The sequence below is a fragment of the Tenacibaculum profundi genome, from assembly GCF_052050075.1.
Classification (GTDB): domain Bacteria; phylum Bacteroidota; class Bacteroidia; order Flavobacteriales; family Flavobacteriaceae; genus Polaribacter.
Genome location: NZ_CP197225.1, coordinates 244,164 through 260,879 on the forward strand (window position 1 = coordinate 244,164; position 16,716 = coordinate 260,879).

14 protein-coding genes are annotated in these 16,716 nt (G+C 28.1%); 2 read left to right on the plus strand and 12 right to left on the minus strand.

Annotated elements, in window-relative coordinates; all coding sequences use genetic code 11:
• Position 1: 1 nt before the first annotated feature.
• Genes ACSIGE_RS00850 through ACSIGE_RS00875 form a run of 6 tightly spaced genes read right to left on the minus strand, consistent with a single transcriptional unit; the run spans position 2 to position 6,999 of the window.
• Positions 2 to 2,317: a hypothetical protein gene (locus ACSIGE_RS00850; protein WP_440880904.1), complete on the minus strand. Its 2,316-nt coding sequence runs from the start codon at positions 2,315 to 2,317 to the stop codon at positions 2 to 4.
• Between the two features lie 7 nt (positions 2,318 to 2,324).
• Positions 2,325 to 3,068, minus strand: coding sequence for a TolC family protein (locus tag ACSIGE_RS00855; RefSeq protein WP_440880905.1), 744 nt, complete (start codon positions 3,066 to 3,068; stop codon positions 2,325 to 2,327).
• The gene (locus ACSIGE_RS00860; RefSeq protein WP_440880906.1) at positions 3,065 to 4,273 is read right to left on the minus strand and encodes a sugar transferase; all 1,209 of its coding nucleotides are present in this window, start codon (positions 4,271 to 4,273) and stop codon (positions 3,065 to 3,067) included. Before ACSIGE_RS00860 ends, ACSIGE_RS00855 begins: the two co-directional genes overlap by 4 nt.
• Entirely contained in the window at positions 4,267 to 4,653 is a 387-nt protein-coding gene (locus tag ACSIGE_RS00865) for a response regulator (RefSeq protein ID WP_440880907.1), read from the minus strand. Before ACSIGE_RS00865 ends, ACSIGE_RS00860 begins: the two co-directional genes overlap by 7 nt.
• Before the next feature lie 25 nt (positions 4,654 to 4,678).
• A complete protein-coding gene (locus tag ACSIGE_RS00870) occupies positions 4,679 to 5,641 on the minus strand; it encodes a UDP-glucuronic acid decarboxylase family protein (protein ID WP_440880908.1) in 963 nt (320 codons plus the stop codon).
• Complete coding sequence (locus ACSIGE_RS00875) at positions 5,638 to 6,999, minus strand: UDP-glucose dehydrogenase family protein (protein WP_440880909.1); 1,362 nt, start codon at positions 6,997 to 6,999, stop codon at positions 5,638 to 5,640. Before ACSIGE_RS00875 ends, ACSIGE_RS00870 begins: the two co-directional genes overlap by 4 nt.
• A 272-nt stretch (positions 7,000 to 7,271) precedes the next feature.
• Between ACSIGE_RS00875 and ACSIGE_RS00880 the strand changes: the two genes are divergently transcribed.
• A complete protein-coding gene (locus ACSIGE_RS00880; protein WP_440880910.1) occupies positions 7,272 to 8,606 on the plus strand; it encodes a sigma-54 interaction domain-containing protein in 1,335 nt (444 codons plus the stop codon).
• A gap of 105 nt (positions 8,607 to 8,711) precedes the next feature.
• Entirely contained in the window at positions 8,712 to 9,182 is a 471-nt protein-coding gene (locus ACSIGE_RS00885; protein WP_440880911.1) for a glycosyltransferase, read from the plus strand.
• Positions 9,183 to 9,524: 342 nt separating this feature from the next.
• On the opposite strand, the gene ACSIGE_RS00890 is transcribed toward ACSIGE_RS00885, so the two are convergent.
• From ACSIGE_RS00890 to ACSIGE_RS00915, 6 genes are all read right to left on the minus strand, one after another.
• Positions 9,525 to 11,240, minus strand: a complete 1,716-nt coding sequence (locus tag ACSIGE_RS00890) for an ATP-binding protein (RefSeq protein ID WP_440880912.1) — start codon at positions 11,238 to 11,240, stop codon at positions 9,525 to 9,527.
• A complete protein-coding gene (locus ACSIGE_RS00895) occupies positions 11,233 to 11,775 on the minus strand; it encodes a heme NO-binding domain-containing protein (RefSeq protein WP_440880913.1) in 543 nt (180 codons plus the stop codon). Before ACSIGE_RS00895 ends, ACSIGE_RS00890 begins: the two co-directional genes overlap by 8 nt.
• A gap of 50 nt (positions 11,776 to 11,825) precedes the next feature.
• Entirely contained in the window at positions 11,826 to 12,227 is a 402-nt protein-coding gene (locus ACSIGE_RS00900; protein ID WP_440880914.1) for a response regulator, read from the minus strand.
• Positions 12,228 to 12,615: 388 nt separating this feature from the next.
• The gene (locus ACSIGE_RS00905; RefSeq protein ID WP_440880915.1) at positions 12,616 to 13,887 is read right to left on the minus strand and encodes an adenylosuccinate synthase; all 1,272 of its coding nucleotides are present in this window, start codon (positions 13,885 to 13,887) and stop codon (positions 12,616 to 12,618) included.
• Between the two features lie 46 nt (positions 13,888 to 13,933).
• Positions 13,934 to 14,377, minus strand: coding sequence for a Fur family transcriptional regulator (locus tag ACSIGE_RS00910; protein WP_440880916.1), 444 nt, complete (start codon positions 14,375 to 14,377; stop codon positions 13,934 to 13,936).
• A gap of 71 nt (positions 14,378 to 14,448) precedes the next feature.
• Positions 14,449 to 16,665 (minus strand): RelA/SpoT family protein, encoded by a 2,217-nt coding sequence (locus ACSIGE_RS00915; RefSeq protein WP_440880917.1) that lies wholly within the window; start codon positions 16,663 to 16,665, stop codon positions 14,449 to 14,451.
• Between the last annotated feature and the right edge of the window lie 51 nt (positions 16,666 to 16,716).

The following is a 16,716-nucleotide window of genomic DNA, read 5'->3' on the forward strand; positions in this document are numbered from 1 at the left end:
ATTAGATTTTACTTGATGAATTAAATTGAAGTCTAAAGAAGTTTTTAATTCTTTTTCTAAATATTGATTGGTTCTTTTTTATTTCTCCTAATAAATATTCCACTTCATTAATTTCAGTTCCGTTGACAAAAGAGAAAATTTTGTTATCCAAGTCATTCTTTATCGATTTAATTGCATTTTCATCAGCGTCTTGCCAAACACGATTTGCTCTACAAACAAGAAGTATTAAGTCAGATTTATTTATAATATCTCTTGAATAACTATTCTCTAATAAATTAGGATGCTCAATTATTAAATAGTCAACACCGGGTTTTTTAATAAGTTGTTTTACTATACTATGATACCTATGTTTATTGATACCCTCATCTTTTGGGGTAGGAACTATATATTCATTTTCATCGAAACGATATATCGGATTTTCAAGTGCGGGGTCATTATAATCAGGACGAGAATCTGGATAACCTAAAACAGTATTAACATTATATTTTTTTTGATATTTTAATTTAATGTATTCTCTACTATGGTTAGTAATAATTGTAGATTTCTTGTTGCTTTTTAATCGTTCGGCAATATTTGCAATAACTACAGTTTTACCTTCTTGCTTTCGAGTACTTATAACAGATATTATTAATGTTTTTTTATATTCTTTATTAACTGATAACATCTGTTCATTTATACCTCTTATTGCTAGATCGGATAGTTTTTTAATGATACCATTAAATCCTATTTTTCCATGATTTATATAAATTTTAGGAAACATTCCTATTACAGGTATCTTTATAACTTTGGATGTGTTTTGAACATTTTTTAAAGTATTATCAAAAAAGTCTGATAGAAATATACTGCTGATTATTAAAATTAAGCTTAAGATTACTGCACCAATGATTAAAAACGATCGACCAGAAGGCAAGGCTTTAAAGGGATAAAATGAGGGGGCAACTAATTTAAGTTTTGAAGCAATTTTTGAGTCTTGAGCTTTGAGCTTAGCCAAATTCAAACCATGAAGAATTTCGAGATATTCTTGCTCGGCGATTTTAAATTCTCTTTCGATTTTTTTTAAGTTTGCTCCTGCTGGTGCATATCTTTTAAATTGTTGGTCGTAATTATTATTTCTATCACCAACAGTTTTAAATTTAGCTTTTATGTTTTGTACTTCTACAGATTTCTCTAGCCACTCATCAAGAACAGTTTTTATTGGAATACCTTCTATAGTATTCTCCAACCTAAATAATTCTTCTATGTTTTCTTTGAGTTTCTTATTTTGACTAATAAGTTTATTTTTTGTTAGATTAACATTTGTATCACTATTTTTGGCTTCATGAAGAGATAGTTCTAGCTTCAGTTTGTCAAGAATTCTTTTTATTTCTACGACATTATTTCTTTTCTTTTTTATCGAGTCTATTGTTTTGAGTTTCTTCTCTAGTATTGAAACTTTGGCTTTGGCTCCTTCAAATTCACCTTTTGTGTTAAAAAAGTCTAATGTCATATCTTCTTTCATTATTGCTACAGCTTTACTTTGTTCGTAGTAATTGATGATATTATTTTTAATGTTGAAGGATAAAAGCTCTTTTTCAATGGATTTTAGTTTTTTTCTGCTTCTCTTTAATTCATTTTGAAAATATTCAACAATATCTTTTGAATTGGACTCTTTAATTTCTGTATACTTTTTCTCTATGATCTCATATAATATGTCTAGCGTTTCCTTGCATATACTAGGATCGGAGTTTTCATATAATATTTTTACTAAATCACTGCTATTGACACGATATGCGCGAATGTTTGAAATAGATTTTAGGGAGAAAAATTTTGAATCTGAAGCTAAAAGTTCATGGACAAAGTTTTTTTCAGTTTTATTTTGCATGAACTTTAATTTTTCGAACACGATATTTTTAATTGTATCAAATTCTAGATATACTTGACGTTTTGTTTTTAACTCTAGTTTTAATGAACTTAGAAAGTTTAAAGGAACAGTTTTATTGATCTCTTCTTTGATCATTTCTAATTTTATATCATTATTATTCTGAATGTTTACGATGTTATGACTTAATAATCTTAACGCAAGTTCTTCTTGAGTTTTTCTTGATTTAATAATGTTAATTAGATTGTCAAAAGCAATATTTGTTTTGAATAAGTTAAATGATTTATCTAGTTGAATAGACCCGTCCGACCCAATTCCAGTATAAATAATTGAATGTGTCGAGTAATTAGAAGGTATATTTTCCGTTATACAAAAAGTTAAAATACCCGACAAAAAAGGTAAAATAATTAGTATTATTTTATTTTTAATAAGTAATCTTATGAAATTAATAATACTCATATCATTTTTATTTTATTTTGTAACCGATCATATTTTCAATAAGCATCTTTGAGGTTAAAAACCTACTTTTCCATTTTTCATATTCTATTTTTATTGTTGCAATTATATTTTTCAATCTTGAATATTCATTTAAGTCTAATATTCCATTTTTGTATTCAATATCAATCATTTTTGATTGAATTTCTGCGTCGTTAAGGTTGTTAATGGCTATTTTTAAAGCATTCTTATTTAATAATAATTGATTATAATTTCTTATAATCGTTTCTTTAATAACTTGTTTTTCGTACTCTAAAAAATCTTCAGCTTGTTTCATTTCAATCGTAGCTCTTTGAACTCGTTTCTTTTGAGTAAGAATATCTTCAATGGGTAGTCTAAAATAAGCTCCGATATTATAGTTGAATTCGTTTATTAAAGTTATTGAGTTTACAGGTTCTGTAATATTGCTATCGTTAGCTGAGAACTTATTGAATGTGCCATATACACCCTCACCTCTAAACCCGAAATTTCGGGTCCAGTATTTTTTCCATCTTTTATGATCAATTGATTTAGCTTCTATTTCTTTTTCTCGAAATTTCACCATAGAATTATAGTTTATGGCGTCCTCAATAAGTACATCAATTTTAGGAATGATTAGATCTACTATATCTAACTGATTTGTATTACTATTGTCTTCATCTTGGGACCAAGTAATAATGGTGCTGAAAAGAATAGGAATCAGTAATATATGTGTTTTATTTAATATCATATTCATACGGATGCTTTTTGAAATAGAGCAGGAATTGTTTTAAAGATGATTTTTAAATCAAACCATAAGGAATAATTATTATCAGTAAAGTATTCTGAATAAATATTATCAAGTTTTATTCTGTCTTCTTCAGACATATTACCTTTTTTACCTCTTAATTCAACTTGCCATAATCCTGTAATTCCTGCTGGAGCTAAGAAGCGTTTAGACATATGGTCATTGGTTAACAGTTCTGCCTCGTATAAAGGTAGAGGTCTGTTTCCAACAATCGACATATCACCTTTTAGTACATTAATTAATTGAGGTAATTCATCGATACTTGTATTTCGAATAAATTTACCTACAATGGTGACTCTTGGATCATTAGGGATTTTTATGAACGTTGATTTTTGATTCAAAGTCCTTATTCTGTTAATATTGTTCCAATATTCACAAATCTTTTTTTCATTGATATACAAAATTGCAGAGCAACTATTATTTCCTTTTAGTTTTTTGCATCTAGGGCACTCGTCGTTAGGTTTTTCAATTTTTCGATTTTTATTATATATATTTTTCTTTTTTGATAATTTTTGAAGTAACGAGTCTGATCCAGTTCTCATGGATCTAAGTTTATAAAAATTAAATGTTTTTCTACCAACCCTTTTTGTTATATAGTAAAATTTACCTCTTGATTCTAATTTGATAGCGATTATGACTATTATTAAAATGGGAGATAACAAAACCAATAAAATTATAGAAAAAATAACATCGCAAATTCTTTTTGATAAAGGAAGTTTATATACTTTAGAATTTCTTACTGAATTTAAATTGTTTTTTGTAGTTATCTTTTTTTTTGATTTATAAAATAAGGAATTTACTCTTTTTAAAATATCTTCTGTTGTATTCTCTTGAAGAACAAAGTAGTCTGTAAGTTTCATCTCAAAGGCTTTTAAATAAGTTGATCTATCAAAGATTTTGGTGACTAAAATGAAGGGAATTGCATTAATAAGATTTTCTTTTTGGAGTGTTTCATAAAAGAAAAGGCCATTATTTCCTGCTATTTCAAATTCACAAATAATTAAAGAATATTTTTTTTCATTTTTTAGTAACTTAAGAGCCTGCATACTACACTTAACATACTCTAGGTTGAAAGTATATTTTTTAGAGGCTTTTAGAAATCTTTTCCCATTTTCGCCAATGTATAACACTCTTAGATTACTTAATTTTACCATGAGCTACAATAGTTTAAAGGATAAAGATTTTTTTTAATTACTTCTCTTAACTCTTCAGGGTTAAAAGGTTTTGAAATGTAATCTTGAGCACCAGTCCTGTAACATCGAATTCTTTCAGAACTTTCAGTTTTACCTGATAACATAATAACGGGGGTATGCTTTAAAAAACCTATAAGTCTTATTTCTTCTAGTAATTTAAATCCATTCATTTGAGGCATTTGAATGTCACTTATTATTAAATCAGGAATAAATTCTGTGAGTTTTTTTAATGCTTCTAACGCAGAACTAACCGTAACCACATCATATTCTTTTTTTAGAAAATTTTCTAATAAAACACAAGTTGTTAATTCATCATCAATAACTAAAATAAGTTTTTTCATAAGAATTCTTAATTTGTTTATGTATTTACTTTATTGACTGGCAATTCTTTCGAAAAAGGTTGTCAAAATATGTAATTGTTTTAATCAAGCCAGTTTCTAAATTTATTTTGGGTTCCCAATTGAGTTCTTTATTTGCTTTTTCAATATCAGGCTTTCTTCTTAAAGGATCATCTGACGGGAGAGGTTTGAACACTATTTTAGATTTTGAATTAGTTAATTCAATAATCTTGTTAGCTAAATCTTTGATCGTAAATTCATTTGTATTTCCAATATTTACGGGACCAATGAATGTGTCTTTCGAATTCATCATTTTTAAGAGCCCTTGTATTAAATCGTCTATATATTGAAAACTTCTAGTTTGTGCACCATCTCCAAAAATGGTAATTTCTTGGTTGGTTAGAGCTTGAATGATAAAATTAGATACTACTCTTCCGTCATTTGGCAACATTTTTGGACCATAAGTATTAAAAATTCTAATAATTTTTATTTTAATGTTATTTTGTCTGTGGTAATCCATAAAGAGTGTTTCTGCAGCCCTTTTTCCAACATCATAGCATGATCGTAAACCAATAGGGTTAACATTTCCCCAATATTTCTCATTTTGAGGATGTATCTTAGGATCTCCATATACTTCACTGGTTGAGGCTTGCAATATTTTCGCATTGACTCTTTTAGCTAAGCCTAGCATATTTATAGCCCCCATTATTGAAGTTTTCATTGTTTTTATGGAATTATATTGATAATGAATCGGTGAGGCAGGACAAGCTAAATTATATATTTCATCGGTTTCAATTAGAAAGGGATCTACAACGTCATGTCTAATTAATTCAAAATAATTATTATCCTGAAGGTGAACAATATTTTCTTTATTTCCTGTGAAAAAATTATCAAGACAAAATACTTCATGCCCTTGTAATAATAGAGTTTCGCATAAATGAGACCCAATAAACCCAGCTCCACCTGTTACCAAAATTCTTTTTCTAATCATAATGTATCAATGGTATTTGATTTTAGAATTTTCCCATTTAATACAGAAGGTCTACCGATTGAGATATAACTAAATCCAAATTTTTTCAATGAATCAATTTGAAAAATATTTCTTCCATCAAATATGGTGTTACCTTTCATTAATGTTTTTATTCTTGTCCAATCTGGATACTTAAACTCTTGCCACTCAGTCATTATTACTAAGGCGTCAGAGTCTGTAATTGCTTTGTATTCATCATTACAATAGTCAACGGAATCAGATAAATATTTATAGGCTTCTGACATTGCTACAGGATCATAAACCTTAATATTTACATTTTGTTCACATAGTTTTTTAATAAGAGATAGGGAGGGAGCTTCTCTCATATCATTAGTTTGAGGCTTGAAACTTAATCCCCATATTGTAAGCGTTTTATTTTCAAGGTCGTTGTTGAAAAAATTTAAAATTTTTGAATATAAAATTTCTTTCTGGTCGTTATTGATATTTTCAACGGCTTTTAAAATTCTCATTTCATAGTCATTATCATTTGCCATTTTAATAATGGCTTTTATATCTTTAGGAAAGCAAGATCCCCCATATCCAACACCAGAGTAAATGAATTTATTACCTATTCGAGGGTCAGAACCAATTCCTTTTCTTACTTCATCAATGTCAACACTTAGTTTTTCACATAAATTAGCGATATCGTTCATGAAGCTGATTTTTGTCGCTAAAAAAGAATTAGCCGCGTATTTTGTCATTTCAGCAGCATTATTATTCATAAAAATAATTGGATGGCCATTTAGTGTAAAAGGCTTATATAATTTTTTTAATATTTCTTTGGCCCTATCACTTTCAGTTCCTATTATTATTCTATCGGGCTTAAAGAAGTCACTTATTGCTGCTCCTTCTTTTAAAAACTCAGGATTAGAGGCAATATCGAATTGAATAGGCACACCTCTTTTATCTATTTCTTTTTGAATGATGTAATTTATTTTTTGTGAAGTTCCTACAGGGACAGTACTTTTAACGATTATTAATGAATAATTTGTAATACATTTACCGACGTCTTTCGCAACTTTGAATAAATTATCTAAATTAGGACTACCATCACCTGTTTCGGGAGTACCGACACATATAAATATAATATTACAGTTATTTATTACTTCAATGTCAGTGGAGAAGTGGAGTCTATTTTTTTTGGTATTTCTCCTAATAATCTCACTTAAGCCTGGTTCATATATTGGAATAATTCCATCTTTTAGATTTTTAATTTTAGATTGATCGATATCAATACAGGTTACATCAATACCTATATCAGAAAAACAAGTACCTGTAACAAGACCAACATAACCGCTTCCAATAATTGCTATTTTCATTTTTTAAACTTTACATTTAATTTCTAGTAACAATTTAAATGCCTTTTAGGTTAAGTGTCTGTTTTTCAATTACTTGTGATGTTTTTTTATTTTTTTATTTTTCCAAATTATGGAATATTATTTTAGAGTATTGATATTATTGTTCTAAATATTTAAGACAAATGAGTCTAATCATCGATAATTTAAAACTGTTCATCTACAATATTACATTGCTTATCGACATTAACTCCAAATATTAGAGTATTTCCATAATTTGGAGTAAAAAGTTAAAAATGAGTAAAATAATTAAGTTTAGTATTTGTTTATTAGAAAAAGATGAATGGTATGGAAAAGTGTTAAAATATCATTTAGAACTTAACCCTGATTATGCCGTAACTGTATACAATAGTTTTTTTGATTTTAAGAAGGTATCTATTAAAAATTGGAATTTAATTGCAATTAGTATTCCTATATTTGATAAAGGTATAGAGCATTTAATAGGTGAAATAAGAAGAAAATACCCTAAAGTAACCTTATTGGGGTTTAATTTAGATAACAACAGAAATTTAAAAGAACAGTTAATCCGTTTAGGAATTACATATTTTTTACATAAAGGAGAAACAACGAAAGAAAGTCTTTGGGAAACGGTATTAAAAATAAGAGAAAACACAAAAATAAAATCATTAAAGGAGAATAAAAAGTTAAAAACTAATAATATTGATATCATTGGAGAGAGTAAACCAATTAAAAAAGTTTTTGATTTGATCTCTAGAGGGGCAAGCTCAACAATTAATATTTTCATAACAGGAGAAACAGGAACAGGTAAGGAGTTAGTAGCAAATAAAGTTCATTTTAGTGGAAGTAGAATGAATGAAAGTTTAGTGAGCTTAAATATGTCAGCGATCCCGTTTAACTTAATTGAAAGTGAACTTTTTGGTTATGAAAAAGGAGCTTTTACCGGTGCAAATAGAAGAAAAATAGGAAAATTAGAGCTAGCTAATAAAGGGACTGTATTTTTTGACGAAATTGCAGAAATTCCTTTAGAATTTCAAAAAAAATTATTGAGAGTACTTGAAGAAAAAAGAATAACAAGGATAGGAGGAAATGAGTACATCGATTTAGACATTAGAATAATTAGTGCTAGTCATAAAAATTTAAAAGAAGAAGTTTATAAAGGTAATTTTAGAGAAGATTTATATTACCGGCTTATGGGGCTAAAGATAGATTTACCTCCTTTAAGAAACAGGATAGAAGATATACCATTATTAGTTAGTTATTTTATAAAAAATAATCATAAAAATAAGTTTTCAATTTCAAATAAGGCTTTGAATAAATTATGTACTCATAATTATAATGGAAATATCAGAGAGTTGAAATCTATAGTAGAATTGGCAGTCGTTTTATCTGATGATAACAACATAACTGAAGATAACATTATTTTTAATAATTGCGAGTTGACAAAAAAACCTGAGTATTTAACAGATAAGACGTTGAAAGAACATACAGTTGAAATCATTAAGACTTATCTTTTGAAATATAGAAATAATGTTTCTTTGACTTCAAAAGCCTTAGGTATTGGGAAAAGTACAGTATACAATATGATAAAGAGAGGAGAAATTCAGATATAACTTACCTCGAATTTTATGTGCTTAACCGTTATTCATTTTACATTCAACGATTTTAATTTAAAATGGAAAAGCATTAGTTTTAAATTTGTTGCAAACATTATAAATATGAAGGTAGGTATCATTATTCCATGCTATAATGAAGAAAAGAGATTGAATGTAGAGACTTTTAGAAGATGTTTGACAGATTTTAATGAGATACAGATATGTTTTGTTAACGATGGAAGCAACGATGGTACATTAAATATTTTAAATAAATTAAAAAATGAGTTTTTCCAAAGGGTAACCATTATTAATAAAAAGAAAAACCAGGGGAAATCTATGGCAATTAAAGCGGGTGCTAGATACTTTTATAGTATTTCTGAAATACAGTATGTGGGTTACATTCATGCTGATTTTAATTCCAACTATGGAGATTTTGAAGGACTTATTAAAGAATTAAAACATAATAGAAAACTTGAAATGTATTTTGGAAATAAAATGGAAATACTTAATAAAATTACAAAAAATATCACTTCACTAATAAAATTAAATTTAAGTAGTAGGATTATTTTTAGAATCTTATTTATATTTAAATAATATATTATAGGTCTATAACACTAACCTTAGTAAATATTTTAGATTACAAAACATGAAAAAGAAATAGCAAGGATATTTTTTTAACAATTATAAAAAATAAATATCAGTAATGCTTATTAAATAAGAAACTTCGTTACTAATTATAGGTATCGAAGTTTTTGTGTTAATGTTATTAATATGAAAAAAGATGTTATTAATAGATCAAAACTGTATGCTTAGCTATTTTAGTCTTGAAAAATTAACTTATTTAGTAAATTTATTGTATTGGAATAATTAAGTATTCTTAAAAAAGTCCCTCGAATTCCTCATTAAAGTTAAATTGATGAGGTTTTTTTATGAAGTTTAATATCGCATTTTAGATAGTTCGAAAAAGAAACACGTTCCTTTATTATGTTCACTCTCAATCCAAATTTTACCTTCATACAGATCAATTATTTTTTTTACAATTGATAAACCTATTCCTGTTGAATTATCATTATGTTGGCCGAGAGTTTCAAATACTTCAAATATTTTTGAGTGATATTTTTTAGCAATACCAATTCCATTATCTTTTATTGAAAATAAGAAAGTATTTTGCTTTTCACAAACATCTATTTCTACAACTCCTTGTTCTTTATCGTTATATTTTATAGCATTACTAATTAAATTTTGAAACAATTGTTGGTATCTAAATTTATCTCCAAGAATTACAGGAAGTTTATTTTTTAATTTGATATTTATTTTTTCAGGGATATAAATTGTTTCAATAATTTCTTCAACAACTCTCTGTAAATTTACGTTGGTACTTACTTTTTCAATCTTATCAATACTAGAATATTTTAAAATACCGTTGATTAGAGAATCCATTTTATGAATTTTAGCTAATAACAGGTTACAGTTGTTAGATGTTTCTTGGTCAAAAACTTCACTATTATCTTCTTTAATCCAAGAAATTAATGCGGACATACTTCTTAATGGAGATTTTAGGTCATGCGAAACTACATGAGCAAAGTTTTTTAATTCTTCATTATTTTTCTCAAGTTTAATAAGTAATTTGTCTTTTTCTAGTTGAGTTTTCTTTTCTTTTGCTAGGCTAATAGCACTATTAAACTGCGCTGATGCTAAACTTGCGATATTTTTAAACACTTCAACATGTTCAAAATTAAAGTAATTTTTTTTGCTGTTCTCTGAATCTATTACACCAATGACTTTTCCATTAGCAATAATTGGAACAGCTAACTCAGAATATCTAAAACTATCATCAACAAGATAATCTAAGCATTTAGAAGTGTCATTTACCATCTGATACTCAGATGTTCTGACTGATTTTCCAACAATTCCTTCATTTATAGTTAATTCAAAGAGGTTTGTTTTATCATTTCCTTTGTAAAGAGAATGAGATGCTGTAGCAATTTGTGTGAGTATGCCTGTTTCCAAATTTACAGAATAAACTACACAATCTTCTAATTGTAAGTGTTCTGCTGTTGTTTTTGCTATTTCCCAACCTATTTCATAAAGATCTCTTTTACCTAATATAGATACAGAAAGTTTATTTAGAGTGTTAAGCATTTTTGTTTTCTTATTTATTTCGGTCACATTTTCTATTAATGCAACTTGATATTTTACCTCACCTTTTTTATCTCTTACAGCACTTACATTGGTCTTACATAATACATAACTACCATCTTTTCTTAAATATCTTTTTTGTATTGAAAATCTATCAATCTTATTTGTTTCTAATAAATTAGTTTGATACTCTGTTTCTTCAACATCTTCTGGATGAGTTAAATCATCACTAATTCTCATGGATAACAGTTCTTGATATGAATATCCTAAAAGATTTACTAGAGCTCTATTTATGGTGATAAGTTTCTCGTTTTGAGATAAAACAATTCCTAAAGAAGAGTTATCAACGATTAACTTTAATTGAGCATTTCTATCATCATATAATTCTTCAATCTGTTTTTGGGTTTTGTATAATTCAAAAGATTTTTTCTCTAAAATTTCTTCTGCCTCTTTTCTAGCTTTCCTTTCCCTTAAAAGGGCTCTCTCTAATATACTTATTTTGTCATTAAGCATTTTTAATTATAGTAAATAAAACTCTAGTTCCCGAATTGTTTAATAGCTTCATAATAACTTTAGCATTCTCTTTATAGTGATCTAGAGTACGTTCAATTAAACCTAGAGCAAAAGAGTACATTGCTCTTTCTGAGTTGTATTCAATAACCAGTTTACTATCAGAACTTTCATGAGTTTCAAAATAAGGTAGTTCAGCATCAGGGTACATTTTTCGTACCTCGACATGAATGTGTTTTTCTATCCCTGAAATTAATTGTAAAGCATCTTTATAATGATCAAAAAGATTTAAATAATTTTTTGTTAAGGTATCAAAAAAATAAATGCCATAAAGATGCATTAAATTTTGAGAGGTAATTTTTGTATTTTGACTTAATTTTTTGATTAAAATTTCAAGTTCCTTGAATTCATAGGTGCCAACAGAAGTATAAGCTCCTCTTGATTCTAGATTAGATTCAGTAATTATTTTATCAACTGTTTCTATTCCATATTTATTCTCTACCATTTCCAAAAATTCGGTAAAAACGATTCCTTTCATTTGTAGTGGGGGATAATGATTTTTTAATGAAGACTCATGATAAAAAGATATTATAGAGATACTAGTTCATTTATCGACCAGTAATCAATTATTTTTTCTATTTGATTTACATAATCTGAATAATGTAGAGGTTTAACTACGTAACCGGCTATACCAACCTTGTATGCATTGATCATATCTTGATGATTATTTGAAGTTGAGAATATTACAGTCGGTACAAATTTTAAATTTTCGTCTGCTCTTAAAATGTCTAAGAATTCGAGTCCATTCATTTTTGGCATATTTAAATCCAGCAATATTAAATTAGGAAGTATATCTCTGCAAATAGATAAGGCTTCTTCACCATTTGCTGCTTTTATAACAGTGTGAGGAGAAGATATTTTTTTTAAGGCACGTTCAAATTTTAATTTTTCGATTTCGTCATCCTCAACTAATAAAATTTTTAAGTTCATAACTTTTGAGTAAGTAGGCTTTTAGTGTTAAACAAATATATTTTTTTTAAGCGATAAATAAAACCACAAAAGTTGGTAGTAGTTAAATCTACGATGAATGACATATATTGTCCGTTAAATGGTTTATTTGAAAATTATATTGATAAATTTATAATTTATTTTTATTTCTAAGATGAGGGAATTCTTAAAAATAATACATACTTTCCGAAGTTAAAAAAATATAATGATTTGTAAATTTTAATATGGTAATGTAAACCCATATTGTTAGTTCAAGACTTAGAACTATAGATATGTGAAAAGTTACACGTAATGTTATTGCAGATACAGAACAGATTTGAGGAATTCTATTAATTATTAAAATAAAAGAACTCCTCAAAGTTAAGCTCTTTTATCGAATAATTGTTTGTTTTCTATCTGGTCCAACAGAAATTATTTTTATTGGTACCTCAGTTTCTTTTTCTATAAATAGTATATAATCAAGTAAGTTTTGAGGTAGTTCATCACAACTTGACATTTTGGTTAAATCAGATTCCCATCCTTTGAACTCGGTAAATATTGGTGTTACATTTTCAGGCTCAATATTATATGGTAAGTGTTTTATTATTTTTCCTTTATGTTTATAAGCAGTACACACTTTTAATGTTTCGAAACCAGAAAGTACATCACCTTTCATCATCATTAATTGAGTTACACCATTTATTTGAACAGCGTACTTCAAAGCAATTAAATCGAGCCAACCACATCTACGGGGACGACCAGTAGTAGCGCCAAACTCATTTCCAATTTTAGCCATGTTTTTACCATCATTATCAAATAGTTCAGTAGGAAATGGACCTGAACCAACTCTTGTTGTATAAGCTTTGAAAATTCCAAAAACATCACCGATTTTATTTGGAGCAATCCCTAAACCAGTACAAGCTCCAGCAGCAGTTGTATTAGAAGATGTAACAAAAGGATAAGTACCAAAATCAATATCTAATAAAGATCCTTGTGCTCCTTCAGCTAGTATTTTTTTATTCTCTTTAATTGCTGTATTTAAAAATTCTTCCGAGTCAATAAATTTTAAAGATCTTAGTTTTTCAATTCCTTTGATAAATTCATTTTCTAATTCCTTTAAATCAAATTGAATATCAACATCAAAAAAAGCCAACATTTTAAGATGCTTATCTGTTAATAAATTGTAGCGTTCTTTCCAATCATCAAGTTCTAAATCACCAACTCGCATACCGTTTCTACCTGTTTTATCCATGTAGGTAGGTCCTATACCTTTCAAAGTTGATCCTATTTTAGCTTTACCTTTTGAGGTTTCAGAAGCAGCATCAAGGAGCCTATGTGTAGGAAGTATTAAATGCGCTTTTTTTGAAATTAATAATTTTGAAGTGTAATCAATGTTATGTTGATCTAAATTTTCAAGTTCTTTTCTAAATATAACTGGATCAATAACTACTCCATTTCCTACAACATTTAATGCTGTTTTATGAAAAATCCCTGAAGGTATTGTATGTAACACGTGCTTATTACCATCAAAAATTAAAGTATGACCAGCATTCGGTCCACCTTGAAAACGAGCAATAATGTCGTAGTCTTTGGTAAGTACATCTACAATCTTACCTTTTCCTTCGTCTCCCCATTGAAGACCAAGTAATAAATCTACTGCCATCTAGTGTGTATTGTTAAATAGTTTATATGTAATTGTTATAATTCCTTTATTTTTTTTTAGTTCCGTAGAAATAAAGAGAGTGATTGTGAATATTAATATCAAAAACCTCTTCAATTGTTTTTTTTATTATTTGTATTCTCGGATCGCAAAATTCTTTAACTTCACCAGAATCTGTTAAAATAACATGATCATGATTTTTGTCAAAATAACTTTTTTCATAACGAGCCATTGATTGTCCTTCAAACTGGTGTTTTCTGACTAATCCGCAGTCTAATAACAAATCAATTGTGTTATATAGAGTTGCTCTACTTACTCTATAATTCTTGTTTTTCATTTTGATATATAAAGATTCTATATCAAAATGCTCATCAGCATCATATATTTCTTGCAAAATTGCATAACGCTCAGGTGTTTTACGGTGCTTATTTTCTTCTAAAAAAGAAGTGAAAACTTTTTTTACAATTTCTTGATTTTCTTCCGAGTTACTCATTCTTTTGGAATTTTACGAAACACAAATTTACATTTTTAATTTATATATTAAACATTAAGTTAAAATGATATTTACAAAGTATTGACGCGATCTACTTTTTGAACACCATCAATTTTTTTCATCTTATCAATCAAATTATTTACTTGAGCTTTATTTTTAACACCTATGGTAATATTTCCCTCAAAAACGCCATCATCACCTGTTATATTGATTCCATATATGTAGGTGTCAATACTGTTTGAAACTATTCTAGTTATATTATTGGCTATTCCTTTTTTATCTATTCCAGAAAATTTTAATGTTATTTTATATTCTTGTTGAGTAGAATCAATCCACTTAGCAGGCATAATTCTATAAGCATAGTTTGATTGTAGTGAAATAGCATTTGGACAATTATTTTTATGAACTTTAATTCCTTCATTAATGGTTACAAAGCCAAAAACTTTATCTCCAGGAATAGGGTTACAACACTTAGATAAAGTATAGTCAAGAGTTTGTTCATCTTTACCAAAAACTAAGGAGTCAAAGTTACTTGTTACTTCTTCTTTTTCTGATACTATTTTCGATGGTGTTCGTCTAAAAGTACTTTTAATAAAGCTCATTAAGGGACCACTTCTTTGTCCAACAAACTCTTTAAGTTTGGTGTTGTCTATAGCTCCATTACCAACACGGTAAAAAAGATCAAAGCTTGTTTTTAATCCAAAATAGCTTGCAATTTCATGTAATGTTTTTTCAGTTGTACTAATTTTAAGATGCCTTAGTTTTCGCATTAATATTGCTTTTCCTTCCTCAGCTATTTTCTTTTCTTCTGCCTTAAGAGCAGATTTAATTTTTGTTCTTGCTCTGGCTGTTAATACAAAATCTAACCATCTAACATTTGGTTTATTATTTTGAGCAGTTAGCACTTCAACTTGATCACCACTTTTAAGTTCGTGACTCAAAGGAACAAGTTTTCCGTTTACTTTAGCACCTCTACATTTTAACCCTACATCCGTATGCACTGAGAAAGCAAAATCTAAAGCAGAAGCTCCTTTTGGAAGAGATTTTAGATCTCCTCTAGGAGTAAAAACATAAATTTCTTTAGCATAAAGATTAAGTTTAAAATCTTCTACGAAATCAATTGCATTAATACTTTGATTTTCTAATGTTTCTTTTAACTTATTGAGCCAGTCTTCTAAACCATTTTCACTTACATTACCTTGTTTGTATTTAAAATGCGCGGCATATCCTTTTTCGGCTATTTCATCCATTCTTTGAGATCTAATTTGAACTTCAACCCATTTTGATTCAGGTCCAATAACGGTGATATGAAGTGCTTCATATCCAGTAGATTTTGGCTGAGAAATCCAGTCTCTAAGTCTTGCAGGATTAGGTTTAAAGAAGTCAGTTACTATTGAATATATTTTCCATGCGTCAAATTTTTCATCTTTTGAAGTAGGTTTGTAAATTATTCTAATCGCAAATTTATCATAGACTTCATCAAATGAAACATTTTGTTTTCTCATTTTTCTCCTTATGGAAAAAATGGATTTAAACCGACCTTTTATTTCGTATAGGAAATTTTCTTTATCAAGTGCTGTTTTTAATATTTCTGTAAAACTATTGATGTAACGTTGTTGTTCCTCTTTACTATCTTTAATTTTATTTAAAATTGCATTATATACATCAGGCTCAGTATATTTTAGACCAAGATCTTCTAGCTCTGTTTTGATGTTGTAAAGTCCTAACCGATGGGCTAATGGAGCATATATATAGAGAGTTTCAGAGGCAATTTTCACTTGTTTATGTGGAGGCATTGAATCCATAGTTTGCATGTTATGGTACCTATCCGCAATTTTGATAAGAATAACACGCACATCGTCATGCAAAGTTAGTAGCATCTTTCTGAAATTTTCAGCTTGTATGGAATAGTCTTGTTCTTTTTTAAGATTTGAAATTTTAGTCAAGCCACTAACAATTTTCGCTATGTTTTCTCCAAAAAGTCTTTCTATGTCTTCTACAGTATAATGCGTATCTTCAACGACATCGTGTAAAAGCGCAGCAGCAATTGATGTTGCTCCTAAACCAATTTCGTAAGCAACAATTTTAGCCACAGCAATGGGATGATAAATATAGGGTTCTCCTGTTTTTCTTCTCTGTTTAGAATGCGCTTCAACAGATATTTCAAAAGCTTTGCGAATTAACTTTTTATCGTCATCTGTTAGCATCTGATAAGTACCTTTTAGTAGGTCTTTGTAGCGATTGGCTATTTCCTTATTTTCTTCTTCTATAGATGCATTGTAATTCATGATATAATGCTTTTAAAATTTTGGGAGTTCCACAATTGTAAAATAGTATAA

Bases quoted from the DNA above. Each gene is read 5' to 3' on its own strand.
- ACSIGE_RS00915 (WP_440880917.1), bottom strand. From the start codon at position 16,665: ATGAATTACAATGCATCTATAGAAGAAGAAAATAAGGAAATAGCCAAT.
- ACSIGE_RS00890 (WP_440880912.1), bottom strand. From the start codon at position 11,240: ATGCTTAATGACAAAATAAGTATATTAGAGAGAGCCCTTTTAAGGGAA.
- ACSIGE_RS00885 (WP_440880911.1), top strand. From the start codon at position 8,712: ATGAAGGTAGGTATCATTATTCCATGCTATAATGAAGAAAAGAGATTG.
- ACSIGE_RS00900 (WP_440880914.1), bottom strand. From the start codon at position 12,227: ATGAACTTAAAAATTTTATTAGTTGAGGATGACGAAATCGAAAAATTA.
- ACSIGE_RS00880 (WP_440880910.1), top strand. From the start codon at position 7,272: ATGAGTAAAATAATTAAGTTTAGTATTTGTTTATTAGAAAAAGATGAA.
- ACSIGE_RS00850 (WP_440880904.1), bottom strand. From the start codon at position 2,317: ATGAGTATTATTAATTTCATAAGATTACTTATTAAAAATAAAATAATA.
- ACSIGE_RS00855 (WP_440880905.1), bottom strand. From the start codon at position 3,068: ATGAATATGATATTAAATAAAACACATATATTACTGATTCCTATTCTT.
- ACSIGE_RS00905 (WP_440880915.1), bottom strand. From the start codon at position 13,887: ATGGCAGTAGATTTATTACTTGGTCTTCAATGGGGAGACGAAGGAAAA.
- ACSIGE_RS00865 (WP_440880907.1), bottom strand. From the start codon at position 4,653: ATGAAAAAACTTATTTTAGTTATTGATGATGAATTAACAACTTGTGTT.
- ACSIGE_RS00870 (WP_440880908.1), bottom strand. From the start codon at position 5,641: ATGATTAGAAAAAGAATTTTGGTAACAGGTGGAGCTGGGTTTATTGGG.
- ACSIGE_RS00860 (WP_440880906.1), bottom strand. From the start codon at position 4,273: ATGGTAAAATTAAGTAATCTAAGAGTGTTATACATTGGCGAAAATGGG.
- ACSIGE_RS00910 (WP_440880916.1), bottom strand. From the start codon at position 14,377: ATGAGTAACTCGGAAGAAAATCAAGAAATTGTAAAAAAAGTTTTCACT.
- ACSIGE_RS00895 (WP_440880913.1), bottom strand. From the start codon at position 11,775: ATGAAAGGAATCGTTTTTACCGAATTTTTGGAAATGGTAGAGAATAAA.
- ACSIGE_RS00875 (WP_440880909.1), bottom strand. From the start codon at position 6,999: ATGAAAATAGCAATTATTGGAAGCGGTTATGTTGGTCTTGTTACAGGT.